The 18,233-nt window shown below is 57.2% G+C and carries 16 protein-coding genes; 13 read left to right on the forward strand and 3 right to left on the reverse strand.

What is annotated here, in order from left to right; translation table 11 throughout:
* Window positions 1–39 precede the first annotated feature (39 nt).
* Entirely contained in the window at window positions 40–699 is a 660-nt protein-coding gene (locus tag A1355_RS16670; protein ID WP_064030213.1) for an HAD-IA family hydrolase, read from the forward strand.
* Between the two features lie 550 nt (window positions 700–1,249).
* Here A1355_RS16670 and A1355_RS16680 read toward each other — a convergent pair.
* Together A1355_RS16680 and A1355_RS16685 are read right to left on the reverse strand one after the other, a co-directional pair.
* Window positions 1,250–2,644, reverse strand: coding sequence for a DUF6513 domain-containing protein (locus A1355_RS16680; protein ID WP_064030218.1), 1,395 nt, complete (start codon window positions 2,642–2,644; stop codon window positions 1,250–1,252).
* Window positions 2,641–3,177: a flavoprotein gene (locus tag A1355_RS16685; RefSeq protein ID WP_064030220.1), complete on the reverse strand. Its 537-nt coding sequence runs from the start codon at window positions 3,175–3,177 to the stop codon at window positions 2,641–2,643. The genes A1355_RS16680 and A1355_RS16685 overlap by 4 nt, the downstream gene beginning before the upstream one ends.
* A gap of 401 nt (window positions 3,178–3,578) precedes the next feature.
* Here A1355_RS16685 and A1355_RS16690 point away from each other — a divergent pair, with 401 nt between their 5' ends.
* From A1355_RS16690 to A1355_RS16710, 5 genes are all read left to right on the forward strand, one after another.
* Window positions 3,579–5,066 (forward strand): MinD/ParA family protein, encoded by a 1,488-nt coding sequence (locus A1355_RS16690; protein ID WP_197471838.1) that lies wholly within the window; start codon window positions 3,579–3,581, stop codon window positions 5,064–5,066.
* Window positions 5,067–5,227: 161 nt separating this feature from the next.
* Window positions 5,228–5,758: a hypothetical protein gene (locus tag A1355_RS16695; protein ID WP_064030224.1), complete on the forward strand. Its 531-nt coding sequence runs from the start codon at window positions 5,228–5,230 to the stop codon at window positions 5,756–5,758.
* Between the two features lie 391 nt (window positions 5,759–6,149).
* Window positions 6,150–6,998, forward strand: coding sequence for an abortive infection family protein (locus A1355_RS16700; protein ID WP_064030226.1), 849 nt, complete (start codon window positions 6,150–6,152; stop codon window positions 6,996–6,998).
* Window positions 6,999–7,086: 88 nt separating this feature from the next.
* Window positions 7,087–7,851 (forward strand): hypothetical protein, encoded by a 765-nt coding sequence (locus A1355_RS16705; RefSeq protein ID WP_082885598.1) that lies wholly within the window; start codon window positions 7,087–7,089, stop codon window positions 7,849–7,851.
* A 405-nt stretch (window positions 7,852–8,256) separates the two neighbouring features.
* Window positions 8,257–8,547: a DUF2442 domain-containing protein gene (locus A1355_RS16710; protein ID WP_064030228.1), complete on the forward strand. Its 291-nt coding sequence runs from the start codon at window positions 8,257–8,259 to the stop codon at window positions 8,545–8,547.
* A 67-nt stretch (window positions 8,548–8,614) separates the two neighbouring features.
* Here the strand turns inward: A1355_RS16710 and A1355_RS25310 are convergent, their stop codons facing one another.
* Window positions 8,615–8,821 (reverse strand): hypothetical protein, encoded by a 207-nt coding sequence (locus A1355_RS25310; RefSeq protein WP_157197922.1) that lies wholly within the window; start codon window positions 8,819–8,821, stop codon window positions 8,615–8,617.
* A 569-nt stretch (window positions 8,822–9,390) separates the two neighbouring features.
* Here A1355_RS25310 and A1355_RS16715 point away from each other — a divergent pair.
* From A1355_RS16715 to A1355_RS16745, 7 genes are all read left to right on the forward strand, one after another.
* Complete coding sequence (locus tag A1355_RS16715; protein ID WP_082885599.1) at window positions 9,391–9,735, forward strand: hypothetical protein; 345 nt, start codon at window positions 9,391–9,393, stop codon at window positions 9,733–9,735.
* Window positions 9,736–9,999: 264 nt separating this feature from the next.
* A complete protein-coding gene (locus tag A1355_RS16720; RefSeq protein WP_064030230.1) occupies window positions 10,000–11,865 on the forward strand; it encodes a sigma 54-interacting transcriptional regulator in 1,866 nt (621 codons plus the stop codon).
* A gap of 75 nt (window positions 11,866–11,940) precedes the next feature.
* The gene (locus A1355_RS16725) at window positions 11,941–12,555 is read left to right on the forward strand and encodes a hypothetical protein (RefSeq protein ID WP_064030232.1); all 615 of its coding nucleotides are present in this window, start codon (window positions 11,941–11,943) and stop codon (window positions 12,553–12,555) included.
* A gap of 478 nt (window positions 12,556–13,033) precedes the next feature.
* A complete protein-coding gene (locus A1355_RS16730; protein WP_231883704.1) occupies window positions 13,034–14,557 on the forward strand; it encodes a sensor domain-containing diguanylate cyclase in 1,524 nt (507 codons plus the stop codon).
* A gap of 190 nt (window positions 14,558–14,747) precedes the next feature.
* Window positions 14,748–17,243 carry a hypothetical protein gene (locus A1355_RS16735; protein ID WP_064030237.1) on the forward strand — a complete coding sequence of 832 codons (2,496 nt, stop codon included), beginning with the start codon at window positions 14,748–14,750 and terminating at the stop codon, window positions 17,241–17,243.
* 6 nt (window positions 17,244–17,249) lie between these two features.
* Window positions 17,250–17,585, forward strand: a complete 336-nt coding sequence (locus A1355_RS16740) for a J domain-containing protein (protein WP_064030238.1) — start codon at window positions 17,250–17,252, stop codon at window positions 17,583–17,585.
* A complete protein-coding gene (locus tag A1355_RS16745; protein WP_064030240.1) occupies window positions 17,582–18,232 on the forward strand; it encodes a nucleotide exchange factor GrpE in 651 nt (216 codons plus the stop codon). Before A1355_RS16740 ends, A1355_RS16745 begins: the two co-directional genes overlap by 4 nt.
* The last annotated feature ends 1 nt before the right edge of the window (window position 18,233 follow it).

The following is an 18,233-nucleotide window of genomic DNA, read 5'->3' on the forward strand; positions in this document are numbered from 1 at the left end:
GGCCAGCTATGGCGTATCGAAGCGTAGGTAATGCGGTAGATGAATAATATTTGTGTCATCTTCGATTTGGACGGCACACTGGTGGACAGCGAAGGACTGTGCAATCAAGCCTTTCTCGACCTGCTTCCGCAGTTGGATGATCCGCTGGAGACCTTGATCGAGCGCTATCGCGGCCAAAAACTAAGTTCGATTCTGATTGACCTTGAACACCGTCTTGGCCTAAAGCTGCCGGATTCGTTTGAACAGCGCTATCGCCAGCGGGTTGCGGCACTCTTCGCGTGTGATTTGAAGCCCATGCCGGGCGTTTTGGAAATGCTCGCAACCCTGAATTCGCCGAAATGCATTGCCTCCAGCGGGCCGCTTGCGAAAATCCGTCAAGCCTTGGCAGTCAGCGGTCTTGCTGCCTATTTTGGTGACAATCTATTCAGTTCCTATGAGATCGGTTCGTGGAAACCCGATCCAGGGCTATTCGAATATGCCGCCAGTGCAATGGGCTTTGAACCGAGCCGGTGCGTGGTGATTGAAGATAGCGAAGTGGGGGTAATGGCTGCGGTAGCCGCAGGCATGACGCCGCTGCATTTTATACGAACCGGCGTGGCCGATTCGTATCGGACCGCGGGCAATACGGTATTCGATGATATGTCCCAGCTGCCGCAACTGCTCAAGCGGTTTACTAATATGGCGCCATTCAATCGTTAGCCATTCAGGCCTCACCGGCAACCGCCAAAATCAGTGAAAATTTCGCCCGAATGCAAGACCGCAGGAAAAAAAGCATGACCGCAAAAGAACGTCAACAATTTTGGGTAGCCAACGGCCGCCGAAGTCAGAATATTGGCCGAGCGCACCGGCTCATCCTCTACCGAGATTAGGCTGATGATGGAGAAAATTCGGCGAGTCTCTCAAGCGGCCGTCACCGCGATGAAAACGGCGTGAAAGGGGTGGATTTCGACGTGGCCTGTCGAAAAACGCCGGCGATTCGGTGCGGAACATCGTGGAATCTCAAAGCCACGTCGCGATGTCGGTCGACAGCATCAACATGGCGCTGAAGGAACAAGCGAGCGCAACCGGGGAAACGGCCGGTCGCGTCGAATCGGTATCGCATGGCGCGCAAGCCTTGCCGGTTACCGTGGAGCGAACCGAGACGAATGCCAGGGAATTGGTGTCGAAAGCGCAATCGCTGGACAAATTGGCGGCCAAATTTAAACTGTTAATCCCGCCCGTCGCGGGCATTGGCCGGGGCGTTGGCGGCTTAGTCTTCGTGCCGCTTCATCGTCGTTCCCGCCGGCTTAAAGGTGTGCAAATCGACCGTGGTTTCCGCCGCCTGGCTGGCGCAGCCCCAATTCAGCGGCTGGTCTTGGGTGAAGCGCTTGCCCAGTTGCCAGGCGATTTCGGCGCGGGCCAGTTCCACACCCAAATAAAACGCGTGACCTCCGTCGGCTTCCACGCCGAGCTTCGGATACAGCTCGAACGGGTCCAGCGCGGTGTGCAGGCCGTCGCGGTTGAACACGTGCAAACCCTCGCCGCTGACTTGAATCCGGTAGCTCGGGTCCTTGATTTGCCCGGCCAGCGTCTCGATTTCCTCGCGGCTGTTCAGAAACGGCGCGGTGTCGTGCACGGTCAGCAAGTCGGGGGCAATGTGCTTGGGCAGCGTGTTGTGCTGCTTGGCGGCGTACATGATGCGCCGCGCCCGGTCGGCCTCGCGGATCGCCCGGCAGGCGTGCTTGCTGACTTCGGTGGCCAGGATGTGGCCGATGTCCAGTTCCGAGCAAATGCCCAGCAACAGCGCATTGATGCCGGAAGTGTCGGCGTGAGTCAGTTCGGTCAAATTGCCGACGCCCATCATCATCTCCACCTCGGGATAGCGTTGGCGGAAGGCGTGGTTGCGAACCACGGATTCGGTAAAGCCGAAATGGATCGGGTCCAGAATCGGATCGACGATGAAGGCGCGGCCCTTGGCTAGCAACGTTTCGATGGCCTGGTCCAGCGTGCTCAGGTCGCCGTGGGTTTGCGGAATCAAAATCGGCGTGGCCGCCACCTCGTCGGCGATCCACAAACTGCGCTCGGTCAAACTCAGCATGTAATCGGCGCCGGCCCCGGCGCCGGCTAGCAAATCGGCGTCTTCCAGCGAATCGATGCTGACCGTGTAGCCGGCCTGCTTCAAGGTCTGGATGGTCTCGCGCAAATGCGGGAACGGCGTGCCGGGCAGGCAGCCGATGTCGATTACGTCGGCGCCGTTGGCGACGTAGTAGGCGGCGCGTTGCAAGATCGCCTCGATACCGATGTTCGGCGCATCGACGATTTCGGCGAAGATCTTGGTGCGGTAGTTGCTCAAATCGTAGTGGTGGGCGGCCATGCCGAAATGTTGCGGCAAATCCTTGATTTCCTCAGGGCCGCGCTCGACAGGCACGCCGAAGTGTTGGCTCAGCACCGCCAAGTCGCCTCGGCAGCGGCCGGGCAGTATCACCCGGTCGGCGCCCAGCGCATCCGGCAAGCGGCGGATAATCATGTCCACGGTAATCAGCGCGGCCACCGTCACGCCCATCACGTGTACCTTGTACTGAAATTCCGGCTGCATCGCTTCCAGTACTTGGCGGACTTGCTTTTCCGCCAATTTGCCGGTGATGAACAGAATTTTTTCGCTCATAGCGCCGCCAGTCTGGCCTTGACCGCGACGATCAATTGCTCCACGTCGTCGACGACCTGGGTGTAGGGAAAGCGGCGCAAGCGGTCGGTGGCTTCCAAATCGATGGGCCTGGGATAGACCATGAATTTCTTGTGGCCGGGCGCGGTGGTTTCGATTTCCGGTGCGGTATCGCAGGGATAGATAATGCTCGGAATCCGGCACTTGCCGGCCTGGGCGTACAAATTGGTCGCCAGCGAATCGGCGATACCCAGCACGCATTTGGCGACGGTGTTGGACGTGGTCGGCGCCATCACGAAGGTATGGTAATCGCCCTTGTAAAACAGACCGACCGGCGGCGCCGAGGCGGCCTTGTCGCGGTACACCGGCATTTGGGCGCGGATGTCGTCGAGTTTGATGCCGTACATTTTCAGCACTTCCTCGCCGGCCTGGCTCAGATACAGATCGACATGATCCAGCGTCAAAATAAACTCCAGGCATTCTTCTATGTAATGTCCGGAACCGGTAATGGCCCAGGCGAGACGCGGCGTAGTCATGGTTAAGGTATCGGTGGCGGGGCGCTTATTATACTGGAAGCGGCCGGCTTTGCCGTTTGAGAGGGGGCTTCGGCTTCGGCTCCGCTCAGCCGGCGGATAGTCGGTGTGTGGCCGACTCGTGTGCTCAGCCGACGGAAAGTCCGCGCGGGGCCGACTCGCGCCGCTCAGCCAGCGGATAGTCGGTGTGTGGGCGACTCGTGCCGCTCAGCCGACGGATAGTCCGCGCGGGGCGGATGGTTCGTGCCGCTTGGGGACGTTAGCAAGCGTCAAACTTAACGGCATCGCCCGACCGATTTAGGCATAATGTTCATCGGCCTTAACGGTTTAATCTCTATCAACGAAAGGAAGGGTGAGCCATGGTGGAATACTCGCGCGCGGAGCCGGCGCGGCAGGCGCATGTCATGACGTTTACCAGCGGTAAGGGCGGCGTGGGCAAGACGTGTTTGACCGCCAACATCGCGGCGGCGATGGCGTCGCGCGGCGCCAAGGTCTGCATATTCGATGCCGATACCGGACTTGCCAACATCAATATTCTGTTGGGCCTACGTCCCGAGTTTACGCTGGAGCACGTGCTGCGCGGCGAAAAAACCATCAACGAGGTAGTCGTCACGACCGCCGGCGGCATCGCCGTGGTGCCGGGGGCGTCCGGCATCGCCGCCTGCGCGAATCTCGGCGCCGGCGAAGCGCGCAGGCTGTTGGACGCCTTGACGGCCCTGGAAAGCCGGTACGACTACATTCTGATCGATTCCGCCGCCGGCGTCGCCGAACCTGTCTTGCAATTCGTCGAGGCCGCCCCAACGGCGTTTTTGGTGATCACCGCCGAGCCGACCTCGCTGACCGATGCCTTTTCCCTGCTGAAACTGTTGAACGCCAGGCATTACCCCGGCCAGTTGAAAGTGATCGTCAATCAAGCCGCCGACTACGCCGCCGCGATGGAAACCTATCGGCGCTTCGCCGCCGTGGTCGAAAAATACCTGAGCTTGCGCGCGGACTATGGCGGCTACGTCGCGCGCGACGAAAACCTGCCGCGTTCGGTGACGCTGCAATCGCCCATTGTCGAACTCATCAGCCAGTCGCCGGCCAGCCGCTGTCTGACCGCGCTGGCCGACAACATCGTCAAATGCATCGGCGGCGAGTCGCCGCAAACCGGATTAAGCGATTATTGGCGCGGGGCCTTGATGGAAAGCCAGGTCCCGGCGGATGCGATCGGAGTTGCTGTGCCCGCCGAACCCGCCAACCCCAAGTTTGGCGATCGCGAACAGGCCGAAGCGGCCTTATTGCGCGGCATCGCCGAATTCGTCGAGCGCCACGGCGAGTTTCCGCAAGCCTTCAAGCAATTGTTTTTTCGCTGGCTGGAAACCGAAAACCACGCCGCTCCCCGCCTGATCGAATTAGTAACGACCCTGGAAGCGCTGTACACCGCCCGTTACCGCGAGCCGATGTTCGGCTTGGAAAGCAACGCCGCCCGGCTGGTTGCGCAAACCGGCGGCGCCGAGGATCAATTGCGCGGCCTGATTCGCCAATTGCGCGACGCTTACCGACAGGCGCACGCAAGCGACGTAATCGATCTCGAACAGGAACTATCCGCCACGATAGGCCGCGACGACTTCACCGAGGAACGCTTCGAGGCGTTGGCGATACGCATGCGCGCGGCGTTTCAAGCGCGTTTCAACAAGCCTTACCAAAGTCAAAGCGAGTTGTTGCTGGAATCCACCGCCGAGGCGCTGGCGGCGATGGCTGGTCAAGAACAGGCCTTGCAAACCGAATTCGCCTCCTTGTCCCAGCAAATGCGGCAACTCACCTCGCGGCGCGAAGCATTGTTGACCGCCATCGAACACGCCCGAGAGCAGCAACTAACCATTGCCCGCCAAAGCCCTATCGACGGCTGATACCAGCCGGTCATCGCCGGCCGAGCGGGTCTGACCGCGATCGCCGACTCGTATCGCAGCCGGTCGGACCGCCCGAGGGCTTGAAATCGGCGCTGTGCGGGCAGTATTCAGTTCGGGCCGAGCTCGCCGAAGTTCACTGATGCACCCTTCGACAAGCGCTCATGAAACAGCTTTTTATGCTTACAACAATCAACTGCTTACAACAGGGCAAACAAACTAAAAATCGCGTCAAACAGCGACTGTTTCACGGTAACGCCATGCGCCCGAAGGGGGCTTGCTTTGCGCAGGGCGAACGGTATTTAAGCGCCGGGTTAATCATCCGAAAACCGATGGACGCGCATCGGTCTTGGAATCGCGTGTTTCCAGCGTTCCGTGACGTGTTTCCACGCTTCCGTGTCGTGTTTCCAGCGTTCCGTGACGTGCTTCCACGCTTCCGTGTTGTGCTTCCAGTGTTCCGTGCCGTGTTTCCGCTCTGGAAACACGTGCTTCAGCCGTTCCGTGAAACCCGAATTGCTGCAAGCCACGCCGGCAGAGGCTTGCAGCGCTTTGCCCCCTGCGTTGGAAACGCGCGCCGGAAAGGTTTGGGGGCGTTACCCGATTACTCGGGGACTTTACCGCGCGATTTCGGTAGCCGCATCGCGGATTTTGGACGTTGCGGCTTTCACAGCCTGGCGAGCATTAGGGCATGTTGAATAACGATCAACCGTTTCGCTCGGCGTGGGCCTGGGAGCTTGGAGTCGGTCGGATTATTTCAGTTGACCCAAACGTGAGTCGGGAGCCTATTCGGTGTTAGCGGGGTTTTAGCCGCCGACTTTCTGGCGCTGATTGCGTCAGTTAAGCCGAGGCGGGGCGCTGAAGGCCAAAATAGGCATCGCGGGATGGCTGATTGCAGTTTATTGCGGTCTGCCGGCTAAAGTGATTCAATGACCGCGCTTTGATCGTAATCGGGCAAGCAAGCGGTTATGGGTGATATACGGAAGAGAAAGTTGTCGGGGGATCAATGCGTTGGTTCATCGAAGGTGTTTTTTTGGTACATATACAGAAACTACTTAATTACTAGTTATGCATAGATAGGGAAAACAATTGGAACGATTTAGGCTTCCCGCACATTTAATTTCCGTTTTAAGTGAAGAGCTGTCGTCATCAGAAACCCATGCGACAATGGATAGCTTGTTCATGTACGCTAATGCACCTGGCGATCCTCCAGAAGGCAGTAAATTGACTAAGGCACAATCTTGGTTGCGCCGAATCAATACTGACGAGAGCTGTGATCCCCTAGAAATAATTGGGTTTCTTATCGAAAGTTATATGGAACCGCCTTTGCCAGAAAAGGCATATTCTTGGGAAGAAGAACCTTCGCTCAATGAGCATCAAGAAAAAAGGATTGAACGACTAAAACAGGCGTTAGCACGAGCAAATTTGCAGTATATTCCAGGTGCCAGAGTAACCCATATTTCTGGTAGCGCTTCGCGAAGCTTAAAAGATATTATCAATAAACTGGATCACACCTCTATTGATCAGGAGTTTGAGCGGGCACTCAGGAATGTTGAATCATCGCCGAGAGAAGCTGTATCCGCAGCATGCAATATACTGGAATCAGTCTTCAAAACTTATATAGAAGAAGAAAATTTGGAGACGCCAAATAAACAAGATTTACAGCCAATATGGAAAATTGTACGAGATGATTTAGGTCTCGATCCAAGCAAGATCGAGGATAGAGATTTGAAAGAAATACTTTCTGGAATGTTTGCAACTGTCAGTGGGATCGGGGCCTTGCGAACGCACGCTAGTTCAGCGCATGGTGCGGGAAAGAGGATGTATAGTTTGAAACCTAGACACGCGCGGCTTGCTGTTCATAGTGCGCATACATTAGTAACCTTTATTTTAGAATCGTGGCACGAAAAGCGCGAGGCAAAGAAGATCAATGCATAACCAGCGTATCAACTTGACCCCAAAAAGCTCCGCTCCTATCGTCGCTCCGCTTTTCGGGTCAAGTTATACTAATCGTTAGGTTCCACGCATGCGCCGACTGTTCCACCAATCGCTGACGGTAATGAAGAATGCCTTCCGCCGCTTGGAGGAACAGGTTCCGCCACCGCGGCCAGTGCCGTGGAACGATAGTTTTGTGTTTCGCCACGTGGAGAAGACGATTCAGCAAGCCCTTGTCCAAAAGGCAGCTCGCTTAATTAGCACTCTTCACGCGGTTGACGTTCTGCTCCTAAACGGACATCTACAGGAACAAGCCACTTTGCAGCGCGTGCTTGATGAAATCGCCGAAGACATTTTTTTTCTGGCCGCAGCGATTACAAATGACGAAATTACTGATCGCCATCGCCAATATCTCGAAGAATTCTATGCTGAAGAGTTTCCCGACCCATCTAATCCAATGGCTCGCCATCAGAAACCTAACATGGTGCCGAGAAAGAAAATTCGAGCCTATGTAAATCGAGTGCTGTCTACCGACCCCAATCCTTCACGTCTATCTGACATTGGTGAATCAGTCAGCAGCGTCTATTCGGGCTTCGTGCATGCCTCATCCCCACAGATCATGGATATGTGCGGTGGCGATCCGCCACGTTTCCAAATCGAAGGAATGCTCGGTACGCCCCGCGTGGCAGAACATGTCCGAGATGCATGGAACTACTACTACAGGGGGCTAACGGCAATTACCGTCATTGCCAAAGCATTCGGTGACAAACCGCTCGTTGACTCGATGTATCAATATATCGTCAAGTTCGAAGAAGTATCCGGTGTCGATTATGGCGGCAAGAAAAGTGCAACCTAACCTTTCGGTCAACCGGACCGCCGAGAAGCTGCGCTTCTCGGTTCCCTCCGCGCTTCGCGCTTCGGCGGCCGGTTACCTCAAACGTTATGCGTCAATGACAATAGAGTAATAACCAATGGATATATCAAATGCTACGTTGATCTTGGCCGCTTGTACATTGATTGGACCTGGTGTTGCCGTTTGGCTAAACGATATTTTTTCAAAGAAAAATGGTCAAGTTTACGAACAACCAAAACATAGAAGGGCCTAGTGGGTTAACAATGAAAAAGACTGACATTTCAATAAGTTTAACTATTGATAAACGAGATATTAAAGGAGAAGCCCGCGTAGGGCGCAATGCCCGTTGGTTATTGCGCCCTACGGTCTTAGTGGCAAGAAACCTTTCCCAATTAGAGGGCTTGATCAATGAACATTGCCGAAGTTATTCCGCAAGATAATTACATGCTGTATATCAAATCAGAAGGTGGAGAAATCGGTTTGTTCGATGTAAAGCCCTATCTCGATTCCGAAGTGTTTTCGCCTTTAAAAGATAAAGCTGAATTTGCCCAGCTTTACAACGGCAAGTATTTTATCGAGTGGGACTGCGGAGCAGACCTATCGGCCGATACTATTGAGGCGCGATGGAAAACGGTGTCGGTAGCCGCCGCCCAACAAAATGTGTCAGCGGACTTTGATGACGCTGCTGCAGCGAGTTAATCATTCATCTAGTCGCGTCGACGCAATCGAGCCCGCGTAGGGCGCAATGCCCGTTGGTTATTGCGCCTTACGGCCTTGGAATCGCGTGTTTCCAGCGTTCCGTGACGTGCTTCCACGCTTCCGTGTCGTGTTTCCAGCGTTCCGTGACGTGCTTCCACGCTTCCGTGTTGTGCTTCCAGCGTTCCGTGACGTGTTTCCAGACTTCCGTGTCGTGTTTCCGCTCTGGAAACACGTGCTTCAGCCGTTCCGTGAAACCCGAATTGCTGCAAGCCACGCCGGCCGCGGCTTGCAGCGCTTTGCCCCCTGCGTTGGAAACGCGCGCCGGAAAGGTTTGGGGGAGCTACCCTATTGCTTGGGGACTTTACCGCGCGATTTCGGTAGCCGCATCGCGGATTTCGAACGTTGGGGCTTTCAGAGTCTGGCTAGCATTAGGACATGTCGAATAACGATCAACCGTTTCGGTCGGCGTTGGCCTGGGAGCTTGAAATCGCCCCGATTAAGTCGGTTGACCCAAACCTTAGTCGGGAGCTTATTCGGTGCTGGCGGGGTTTTAGCCGCCGGCTTTCCGGCGCTGATTGCGCCAGTTAAGCCGGCCGCGCGCTAAAGGCCATCGATGCCGATAAATAGGCATCGCGGGATGGCTGATTGCAGCTTATTGCGGTCTGCCGGCTAAACTGAATCAATGGCCGCGCTTTGATGGTAAACGGGCAAGCAAGCGGCTATTGGTGATATACGGAAGAGAAAATTCACAGCGAATCAACGAGGTGGTCCGTCGAAGATCATTTTCGGTAGATATACGGAACCATCTAATTACTAGTTAGGCTTTATTACAAAGAGGTTTTAGTGGCACTCACAGTTACAGAAATCGAAGAATTGCGCTCGTACCTTAACGGCGTCATGAATCGTGCCGATCATCACGCAGGAAAGGTTAATGAAATTGCCTTGGCTTTAGCAGGGGCAATTCTTTGGCGTAAAAATGATGAAGAACCTATTAAAGTAATGGTTCGTGAAGGACAAACAACAAATGTTCTTTGGGTTCGCATTGGCAATAAACGCTATGCGTTTTCATACAACCACGATACCGAACAAATTGAAATGCGTGAGGGTGGAATTCAGGGGCCAACCCTTCATGTTTTTAATAATAACACCCCGTTATCGTCGGTCCGCGCAATCTTCGAGGCCTTGTGAGCGCGAAGCCTAACTCGGCGTTCAACGCGGACGCGCTACCGCGCGCCGGTTAGCTACCGAGCACGGCGTTGGCCTGGGCCTATCCGATCGGCGCTAACTCATACTCGTAAATCCGGCCAGCCGAAATCCGCTTTGGGTGCTTGCCGGTTCGCCGCTGCTTGCCTGGGCCCGGCAAAGTCTAAATCCAAGCAAACCGGCATCGGATTTGGCGGATTCCGTCGCGGCGGCGTAACATGGGCCGTTGTTTCAGTTGCAAAATTGCCGATGACCGAGATTCCACCGCTTACGACGCCGGACCTTGAAGAACTGGAGGTGCTGCGCGCCATTGTCGAAGGGACCGCCCACCAGGCTGGCGGCGAGTTTTTCCGGTCTTTGGTGCGCAATTTGAGCCGGGCCACCGGCGTGGCCGGGGCGTTTGTCGCGGAATTTTTACCGGACCGGCGGCGGGTGCGGGCCTTGGCGTTTTGGCAGGACGGCGCTTGGTTGGACGACGTCGAGTGGGACTTGCCCGGCACGCCGTGCGAGGACGTGTTGAGCGGCCGGTTGTGCCATTATCCGTCCGGCGTTTCCGAACGCTTTCCGGCCGAGCCGGACGTGGAAAGTTATCTGGGCGTGCCGTTGCGCGACCAGGCCTCCGGCGACATTCTCGGCCATCTGGCGGTGTTCGACAGCCGGACCATGCCCGAGCAACCCAGGTTGCTGTACACCTTGCAAATTTTCGCGGCCCGCGCCGCCGCAGAATTGAGCCGCTTGCGCGCCGCCGAGCAACTGGTGCAAAGCGAACAGCGTTTTCGCGATTTGTTCGACGAGGCGCCGATCGCCTACGTGCATGAAGACCTGCAATCGCGCTTTTTGCGCGCCAACCGCACCGCGCTGCGGATACTCGGCGTGCCGGCGGCGTTGGTGCCGGGTTTCGTCGGCCGGTCGTTGGTGCCGGCGCTGCCGGAGGCTCAACGCCGGGTCGAACAGGCGTTCTCCGAAATCGGCCGGGGCGGCGATAGCGCCGGCGTGGTGCTGGAACTGCGCCGCTACGACGACGGCCGGCCGATCTGGATTCAATGGTGGTCGCGGCCGGACGCCGGCGGCTTGTTTACCCGCACCATGTTCATCGACATTACCGAGCAAGTGCTGATGGAGCGGCGCCAGGCCAAATTGCAGGCGCAAAACCGTTATCTTCAGGACGAGATCAAGGCCGACCACGATTTCGATCTGATCGTCGGCGACAGCCCGCCGCTGCGGGCCTTGCTGCAACAAGTACGCAAGGTGGCGGCGACCGACGCGTCGGTGCTGATTCAAGGCGAATCCGGCACCGGCAAGGAATTGATCGCCCGCGCGATCCATTCGGCCAGTCCGCGCCGGGAACAGCCGTTGATTAAGGTCAATTGCGCGGCCTTGCCGGCCGGGCTGATCGAAAGCGAATTGTTCGGCCACGAAAAGGGCGCCTTTACCGGCGCCTTGCACAAGCGGGTCGGCCGCTTCGAGTTGGCCGACGGCGGCAGCTTGTTTCTCGACGAAATCGGCGAAATCTCCGCCGAAACGCAGGTCAAGCTGCTGCGGGTACTTCAGGAACGCGAGTTCGAGCGGGTCGGCGGCCAGAAGCCGATCAAGGTCGACGTGCGGATTATCGCGGCGACCAACCGCGATTTGCGCCGGGAAGTCGCCGAAAAGCGGTTTCGAGAAGATTTGTTTTACCGGCTGAACGTGTTTCCGTTGCAAACTCCGCCGTTGCGCGAGCGCGCTAGCGACATTCCGGCCCTGGCGACCTTCATGGCCGGCAAGTTCGCCGCCAAGTTGGGTAGGCGCATAGACGGCATCCAACCGCCCGCGTTGCAGCGCTTGCTGGCCTACCCGTGGCCCGGCAATATCCGCGAGCTGGAGAACGTCATCGAGCGGGCGACCATTCTAGCCGACGGGCCTTGGTTGGACATCGCGCCGGAGTTGCTGCCGCAAGTGTCGAGCGAACCGTTCGGTGCGCCGGCGACCTTAAGCGAAGTGACCCGCGAACACATCGTCGCCACGTTGGAGCAAACCGGCTGGGTGGTCGAAGGCCCCAACGGCGCCGCCGCCAAGTTGGACATGAAGCCCAGCACTTTGCGCTACCGGATGAAGAAACTGGGGATTGCCCAATGAACTTTCGCCGGTCTGGCGGGTTGAAATAGGGTTCGGCACCGACGCGCGCCGCTTTTGCACAGTACGACAGGAATCATGAAACCAGCCAAATTAACGTTTTTCGCCATCGCCGTTTCGGCCGTCGCTCCGTTTGCGGGACCGGCCCGAGCCGAATTGACTACTCACCCGTTCGATCAAGCGCCGATCACTCAAGTCCAGCCGGCCGATGCTGCCGAACCGGCCGAGACGCCCGCCACCGATGCCGCACCGGCACCGGTAGCGCCAACCGAGCCGACGCCGAGCCCAAACCCGCCGGCCTTCAGCTTTACCGATCAGTTCGGCAAGCAGAAATACAGCACCTGCAGCATGACCTACCATTTATCCGGCTTCTCGCTGGGCTACAAGCAATACGACGGCCTGGGCGAAGTCACTTGCCGCAACGGCCAGAAGGCGCAAGTGGTGCTATCGTCGAAAAGCATCGGCTTTACGATCGGCAAGTCCGATATCGAAGGCGAAGGCCATTTCACCGACGTCAAGGACATCAAGGAAATCTACGGTAACTACATTTCGCTGGGCAACCATTTCGGTTTTATCAATTCGATAGACCGGCAAATTCTGACTCGCGGCGAAATTTCGTTGGCACTGATCGGCAAGGGGCGCGGCTTCGACATCGGTGTTACGATCGGCGATTTGACGATTCGCTGGCGTTGATCCTCGGACTTCGAGCCCTTGCGGCTCGGCGAGGCCTTCCCAGCATTGGCGGTTGTTTCAGGCCGCTCCGACGCATTTCCGGTCGGCGACGTTTACATTCCGGCAAGTTGTACCAAACTAACGGTCATGAAAAGATTTTCGTCGCGGAAAATGGATAGCTGGGCGTAGGAACGGCTTCAGCCGCGATCGAAAGCGCCCAGACATTAAAAAAGCGTGCTGGAGGCTTAAGCCAGCGTGTTCCGATCGTGAGCCGGCTCCGCCGTAGGTCCACGTCATCAGCCGGGCGGATGCCGAGCGTCCGCGCCGGGTGAACAAGCTAGACTAACCGCCGCGGCTCGCCATCGTCGATTTCGGGCCATTGGCCCGGCGTCGCGGGGCGGCGCTCGAACCAAGACCTTCGTATCCGCATTAGACTCAGGGGAGCGTCACCGTGGATAAGCGCAGTCAGCCATGGGGGGGAAACGGCGCGGACTTGCCAATGGCTAGTCTGTCGGCGTCGACCGGTGTATCGCGTTCTGCCGTTGCCGCCGAACGACGCGAACGGGTGAGACTGTTGTTCGAGAATCTGCCGTTCTCGCTGACCATCAGCGGTTTGCTGGCCTGCATATTGGCGGCGGTATTGGCGACGGAAATCCGCAATGCCCGGTTGTTCGACTGGTTTGCGGTGTTGGCCGCCGTGTTGCTGGCCAGAACCTTGCTGCTGTTGGTGTGGCGGCGCCGGCCCGATGCCGGTATCGATCCGGCCGGCGTCGAAGCTTGGTTGTTCTGGTTTCGGTTCGGTACGATCGCCGCCGGTATCGTCTGGGGCGTCGGCGGTTTGCTGCTGGCGCCGGTTGGCGACATCCGCCACGAAATTTACGTGTCCTTCGCGTTGGGCGGCTTATGCGCCGGTGCCGCCGCCACGTTGGCGGTCGATAGCTTTTCGGTGGTCGGATTTTTATTGACGGTGTTGGTGCCGCAAATCGTGTTTCTGGCAATGCAGCGCGATGCCATTTCGCAGGGCATGAGTGCGATGGAAACCTTGTTCCTGTTTTTCCTGTTAGCCAGTTCCCGGCAATCGAGTCGGCAGCTGGCGGAAAACTTTCGCTTGCGGATGCAGGCGACCGACAACGAGCAGCGCTTTCGGCAGATGCTGGAGAGCAGTCCGGTCGCGACTTGCATCGAGGACGCCGCCAACGGTCGGGTGATGTTTGCCAATAATAGTTATGCCTTGTTGATCGATACTTCTCCGGAGCGGGCTATCGGCGCGTTTACCGCCAGTTATTACGCCAGCCCCGACGCGTATGCGGCGGTATTGGAGCGTCTGGGCAATGGCGAACAGGTCACCAATCAACTGGTGGAGTTGCATGCCCCGCGCGGCAGCGCTTGGGTCAAATGGACGCTGGCGTCGTATTTTCCGGTGGAATACCAGGGCAAGCCGGCGTTACTGATCTGGTTTTACGATATTACCGACCGTAAGATCGCCGAAGACAGAAATCAGCACTTGGCCTATCACGATGCGCTGACCGGCTTGCCCAACCGTTCGCTATTCCGCGATCGAGTGCAACACGCCATCGCCAGCGCCGAAAGGGAACGGAGCCGGCTGGCCCTGATGTTTGTCGATCTGGATCGCTTCAAACCGGTCAACGACACCTACGGCCACGGCGTTGGCGATCAGTTGCTGAAACTCGTCGCCGAACGGCTCTACCGGTGTTTGCGCAAGTCGGACTCGCCGGCCCGGCTCGGCGGCGACGAGTTCGTCGTGCTGCTGCCGGCGATCAAGACCGAGCGGAACGCGTTGGAGATCGCCGAAAAAATCCGCCATGAAATGAGTGTGCCGTTCGAAATCGACGGTTTGACGCTGGAAATTTCCGCCAGCATCGGCGTGGCGATCTACCCTGACCATGCCGACAACGCGCAGCGCTTGGTGGATTGCGCGGATTTGGCGATGTATTACGCCAAAGCCGAAGGCCGCAACCGGGTGCGCACCTATCAAGCGAATCTGCGCGACGTCAATGTCTGACGCGGGTCCGCGGCAGCCACGCGTGAGCAGTAAGCGTTCGCTCGCGCGGCCGGCGGTTGGCGATCGGGACTGAGCGATTCTTGCCGCGCCGGGTTGGAGGCTTCGGTGCGGCAAAACGCGCGAACGGTCGACCGGGTTTGAACTGCTTTATAATGCGGCTCTTCACGTACTGGCCATTGACGGCGCCGCCATGAAAAAAATTATCCAGAAAATTTCCGCCGCGATTGCCGAGTCGACCCTGTCGGAAAAAGCCAGGGCGCACTATGCCGACGGACGCTACAAGGAAGCCGGCGATCTGTTCAAGGAGTTGTTGAAACAGTCGGGCGATGCCGAGACCAAACGCTATCTGGCCGATTGCTATTTGCAACGGGCTTGGGGGATGGCGGCCAAGGCCATGTTCAAGGAAGCTTGCGTACTTTGGGAAAATTACGCCGCCCATGCTGACGCGCCGCCCCAAGCGCAAGACGTTTATGTGTTGTGGCTGTTGGCCGGCAAAAACCAGCGCAAGGCCTACGCCCTATTGGATGGGTTAAATGCTCGGCAGTTGGATGAAGAGTTTCCGGTGCTTTCGGCATATCTGGGGATGCTACTGGTCTCCGGGGATACGGAGTTGGTGCCGCATTTGCCCCACGATTGCGCATTGCTCAAGCATTGGCAATGGGTCAGCGAAGCGCTGGCGGCGTATCGCAACGGCGAGCGAGAGGGCTGCGAGCAGGCCTTGAAACCATTGCCGTTTCGTTCGGCGTTTCGCGATTTGCGCAGCTTGCTGAAAGCGCAACTGCTGGAGGGCGCGGATTTCGAACCAGCTTCGGCCCTGTTAGCCAAAATTCCCGACGAATCGCCTTATCAACCGCTGGTTAAGGCTTGTGTGGCGTATCGGCAATCCGGCGCGGATTTCGTCGCCAGCGTGTCGGCGCTGGAGCACAATCAACGCCGCATCGTTGCTCAGGCCAAAGGTCTTAATGCCCGCCAGAGCCAATTATTGGAAGCGCTGGTCAAACTCAACGGCCAGCCCGATGCCAAGGCGCGCTTCAATCTGGTCCTGCAATATCGCGACGTATTCGGCGACGATGCCGCGCAAGCCTATTGCCTGGGAGCGCTGGCCGAGTATCCGGGCGGCGAGAAGGACTACTTCAAGCATTTTGCCGGCAAGGATTCGTTCGAGGAAAACCGCTTGCAAGCCTTGTTGCACGAACAAGCCGGAAACGACTACGACGCCGGCTTTTTCTGGGACCGCTGCATCGATATTCTAAAAAAAGACCGGCCGGCCAATGACCGCAAAGTCGCGTTGATCCTCAGGCACATGGCCGACAAGGCCTATCCCGGCGAAGCGGCGGCCATGTTGGCCGACAGCTTGGTATACGATCCCGACGACCGACAAAGCTACCTGAACCTTCTGACGATTTATCAGGAACACCGGCCGGACCCGGCTCAGTACGCGCACTGGCTGGAACGCGGTCTGCAACGTTTTCCCGCCGATACCGATTTACTGGTGCGGGCGGCCAAATCCGCCGCAGCCAGAAAAGCCTTCAAAAAGGCCGCAGCCTATGCCAAAGCCTTGCTGAAGATCGATCCGGTCAATACCTTGGCCAAACACTTGTTGTTCGCCAATCACATGGCTCATGCCCGGCGCTTGCTGAAAACCGAGAAATTTCATTTAGTGGAGAAGGAAATTCAAGCGGCCGAACAATTGACCATCGATAAAAGCCTGCGCCGCCAGGCCGAGTTGTTGCGCGGTTTTTATTTGTGGGTTGCCGAAGACAAAACCCAGGGCTTGCAACGCATCGTCGATACCTTGGCAAGTCTGCATGACGATCCGATCAACATGCATTTTCAAGCGCAAATCGAAGCCGGTTTGTTGGAACTGCCGACGCAGGCGCTTAGCCGCGCGCTGCCCCCTCTAAAGGACTATCTGCTGTCCGCCCCGCAATTACAGCGCTTGATGGCGTCGATAGGCTATTACGACGAGCAATTGGACGACAACACCTTGTTGTTCAAGGTTCTGGATAAAATCAAGGCGCCGCTGAAAAAGTCGCTGGAATGGTTGTTGGAACATGAAGCGGAATTATTGGCTTGGTGCCAGTCTTTGGAGACGATCGGCCATTACGAACTATTGAAGCACGCTGCCAAGGCGGGCCATGCCCGTTGGCCTAAGCCGGCCTGGCTATATTACCGGACGCTGGCCGAATGCCAAGGCGATGCCAGCCACTTGGATTTCATGAGCTTATACCGTTTGAAAGTCGCGTTGGAAGACGCGCGGGCGGATAACGACAACAGGACCGCCGGGTTGATCGAGCGCCTGCTCGAACGGGCCAGCGGGGGCGTCGAGCTATTGCCGTCGGCGGATAACATCGAGGATTTCGACCGGCCGCCGCTTAGCGACGATCCGATAGAAGATTTGTTCGGCCACGTTCCAGATGCCGTGTTCAAGCGTATCGAAAAGAAAATCGAGGAGCTGGTGCGCAAGCGCGGTCCTGAGCAGTTCGTCGCCCAAATCATGCGTCAATACGGTAACGGCCGCGATGAGCAAAGCCTGGCGATCTTGTTCATGAATCAAGACTTCCTATGGTGTGTGACGATATTCGCCGCCGCAGAGGAACTGAAAATCGAGATCGGCGTCGGTTTCGACGACATCGTTGCTCGCTTCATTCACGATTCTCCGCAGTATTCGCTGCCTTTCAATTGAGTACCGATGATTTCACCCTACCAAATGCTGGGCGTGTCCGAACAGGCCGCCGACGCCGACATCAAACAAGCCTATTTGCAAAGGGTCAAGGACAATCCGCCCGACCGCGATGCCGCGCGCTTTCGTGAAATTCAAGAGGCTTTCGAAGCGATTAAGGACCAAGACTGCCGCTTGCGCCACGCCTTGTTTCATGTGCCGCATGTCGATTTCGACGCGTTACTGATGCAAGCCTTCGGCCAACCGCGCATTGGCGGGACTATGGCTACGGACGATTTCGTAAAACTATTGAGCACGCTGTCCATCGAAAAATCGCTCGCTGAATTGACTAAAACGCCATCATGACCACAGACACCCCGCAAGACGAATTGCTGGCAGCCTTGCATCAATATCTTCAGGAAACCGACTTCGCCCACCTGACCTCGGTCGAGCAACCGGATTTGACCGCGCTGTTCAGCGATTTGGCCGGCCTGAAAACCGAAGTCAAGGCCGAGTCGCGGCAATTCAAAGCCACGCTGGACAGCTTGAGCGATGCCGTCGTAACCCTGAAGGCCGACAATCGAGCCCTGGCGGACGAACTGGCGAAGGCCGGCGAACGCCTGCAACAACAACGCCGGGAGGACGAACGGGCGCTGCTGCTGGAATGGCTGGATATTTACGACCGGCTCGATGCCGGCCATCGGGCTTTGCAAAATTATCGGCCGGTCGATGGTTTGTTCCGGCATTCCAAAAAACAGGACGTAGGTTTCATCGCCAGCGTTGGCGAAGGCCAGGAAATTACGCTGAAGCGTCTGGAACAAATGCTGCAGCGCCGCCGGGTGTTTGCGATCGATTGCGTCGGCCAGCCCTTCGACGCGCGGACCATGACGACGGTCGCGATCGGCTCCGATCCCTCGCAGGTAAACGCCGTCGTGCTCGAAGAGCTGCGCAAGGGATTTTTACTCGAAGATCAAGTGTTGCGATTGGCGGAAGTCAAAGTCAATAAACTTTAAG

This window comes from Methylomonas koyamae (assembly GCF_001644025.1).
In the GTDB taxonomy this organism is placed as follows: Bacteria; Pseudomonadota; Gammaproteobacteria; order Methylococcales; family Methylomonadaceae; genus Methylomonas; species Methylomonas koyamae_A.

Bases quoted from the DNA above. Each gene is read 5' to 3' on its own strand.
- A1355_RS16670 (WP_064030213.1), top strand. From the start codon at position 40: ATGAATAATATTTGTGTCATCTTCGATTTGGACGGCACACTGGTGGAC.
- A1355_RS16680 (WP_064030218.1), bottom strand. From the start codon at position 2,644: ATGAGCGAAAAAATTCTGTTCATCACCGGCAAATTGGCGGAAAAGCAA.
- A1355_RS16685 (WP_064030220.1), bottom strand. From the start codon at position 3,177: ATGACTACGCCGCGTCTCGCCTGGGCCATTACCGGTTCCGGACATTAC.
- A1355_RS16690 (WP_197471838.1), top strand. From the start codon at position 3,579: ATGACGTTTACCAGCGGTAAGGGCGGCGTGGGCAAGACGTGTTTGACC.
- A1355_RS16695 (WP_064030224.1), top strand. From the start codon at position 5,228: ATGAAACAGCTTTTTATGCTTACAACAATCAACTGCTTACAACAGGGC.
- A1355_RS16705 (WP_082885598.1), top strand. From the start codon at position 7,087: ATGCGCCGACTGTTCCACCAATCGCTGACGGTAATGAAGAATGCCTTC.
- A1355_RS16710 (WP_064030228.1), top strand. From the start codon at position 8,257: ATGAACATTGCCGAAGTTATTCCGCAAGATAATTACATGCTGTATATC.
- A1355_RS16720 (WP_064030230.1), top strand. From the start codon at position 10,000: ATGACCGAGATTCCACCGCTTACGACGCCGGACCTTGAAGAACTGGAG.
- A1355_RS16725 (WP_064030232.1), top strand. From the start codon at position 11,941: ATGAAACCAGCCAAATTAACGTTTTTCGCCATCGCCGTTTCGGCCGTC.
- A1355_RS16730 (WP_231883704.1), top strand. From the start codon at position 13,034: ATGGCTAGTCTGTCGGCGTCGACCGGTGTATCGCGTTCTGCCGTTGCC.
- A1355_RS16735 (WP_064030237.1), top strand. From the start codon at position 14,748: ATGAAAAAAATTATCCAGAAAATTTCCGCCGCGATTGCCGAGTCGACC.
- A1355_RS16740 (WP_064030238.1), top strand. From the start codon at position 17,250: ATGATTTCACCCTACCAAATGCTGGGCGTGTCCGAACAGGCCGCCGAC.
- A1355_RS16745 (WP_064030240.1), top strand. From the start codon at position 17,582: ATGACCACAGACACCCCGCAAGACGAATTGCTGGCAGCCTTGCATCAA.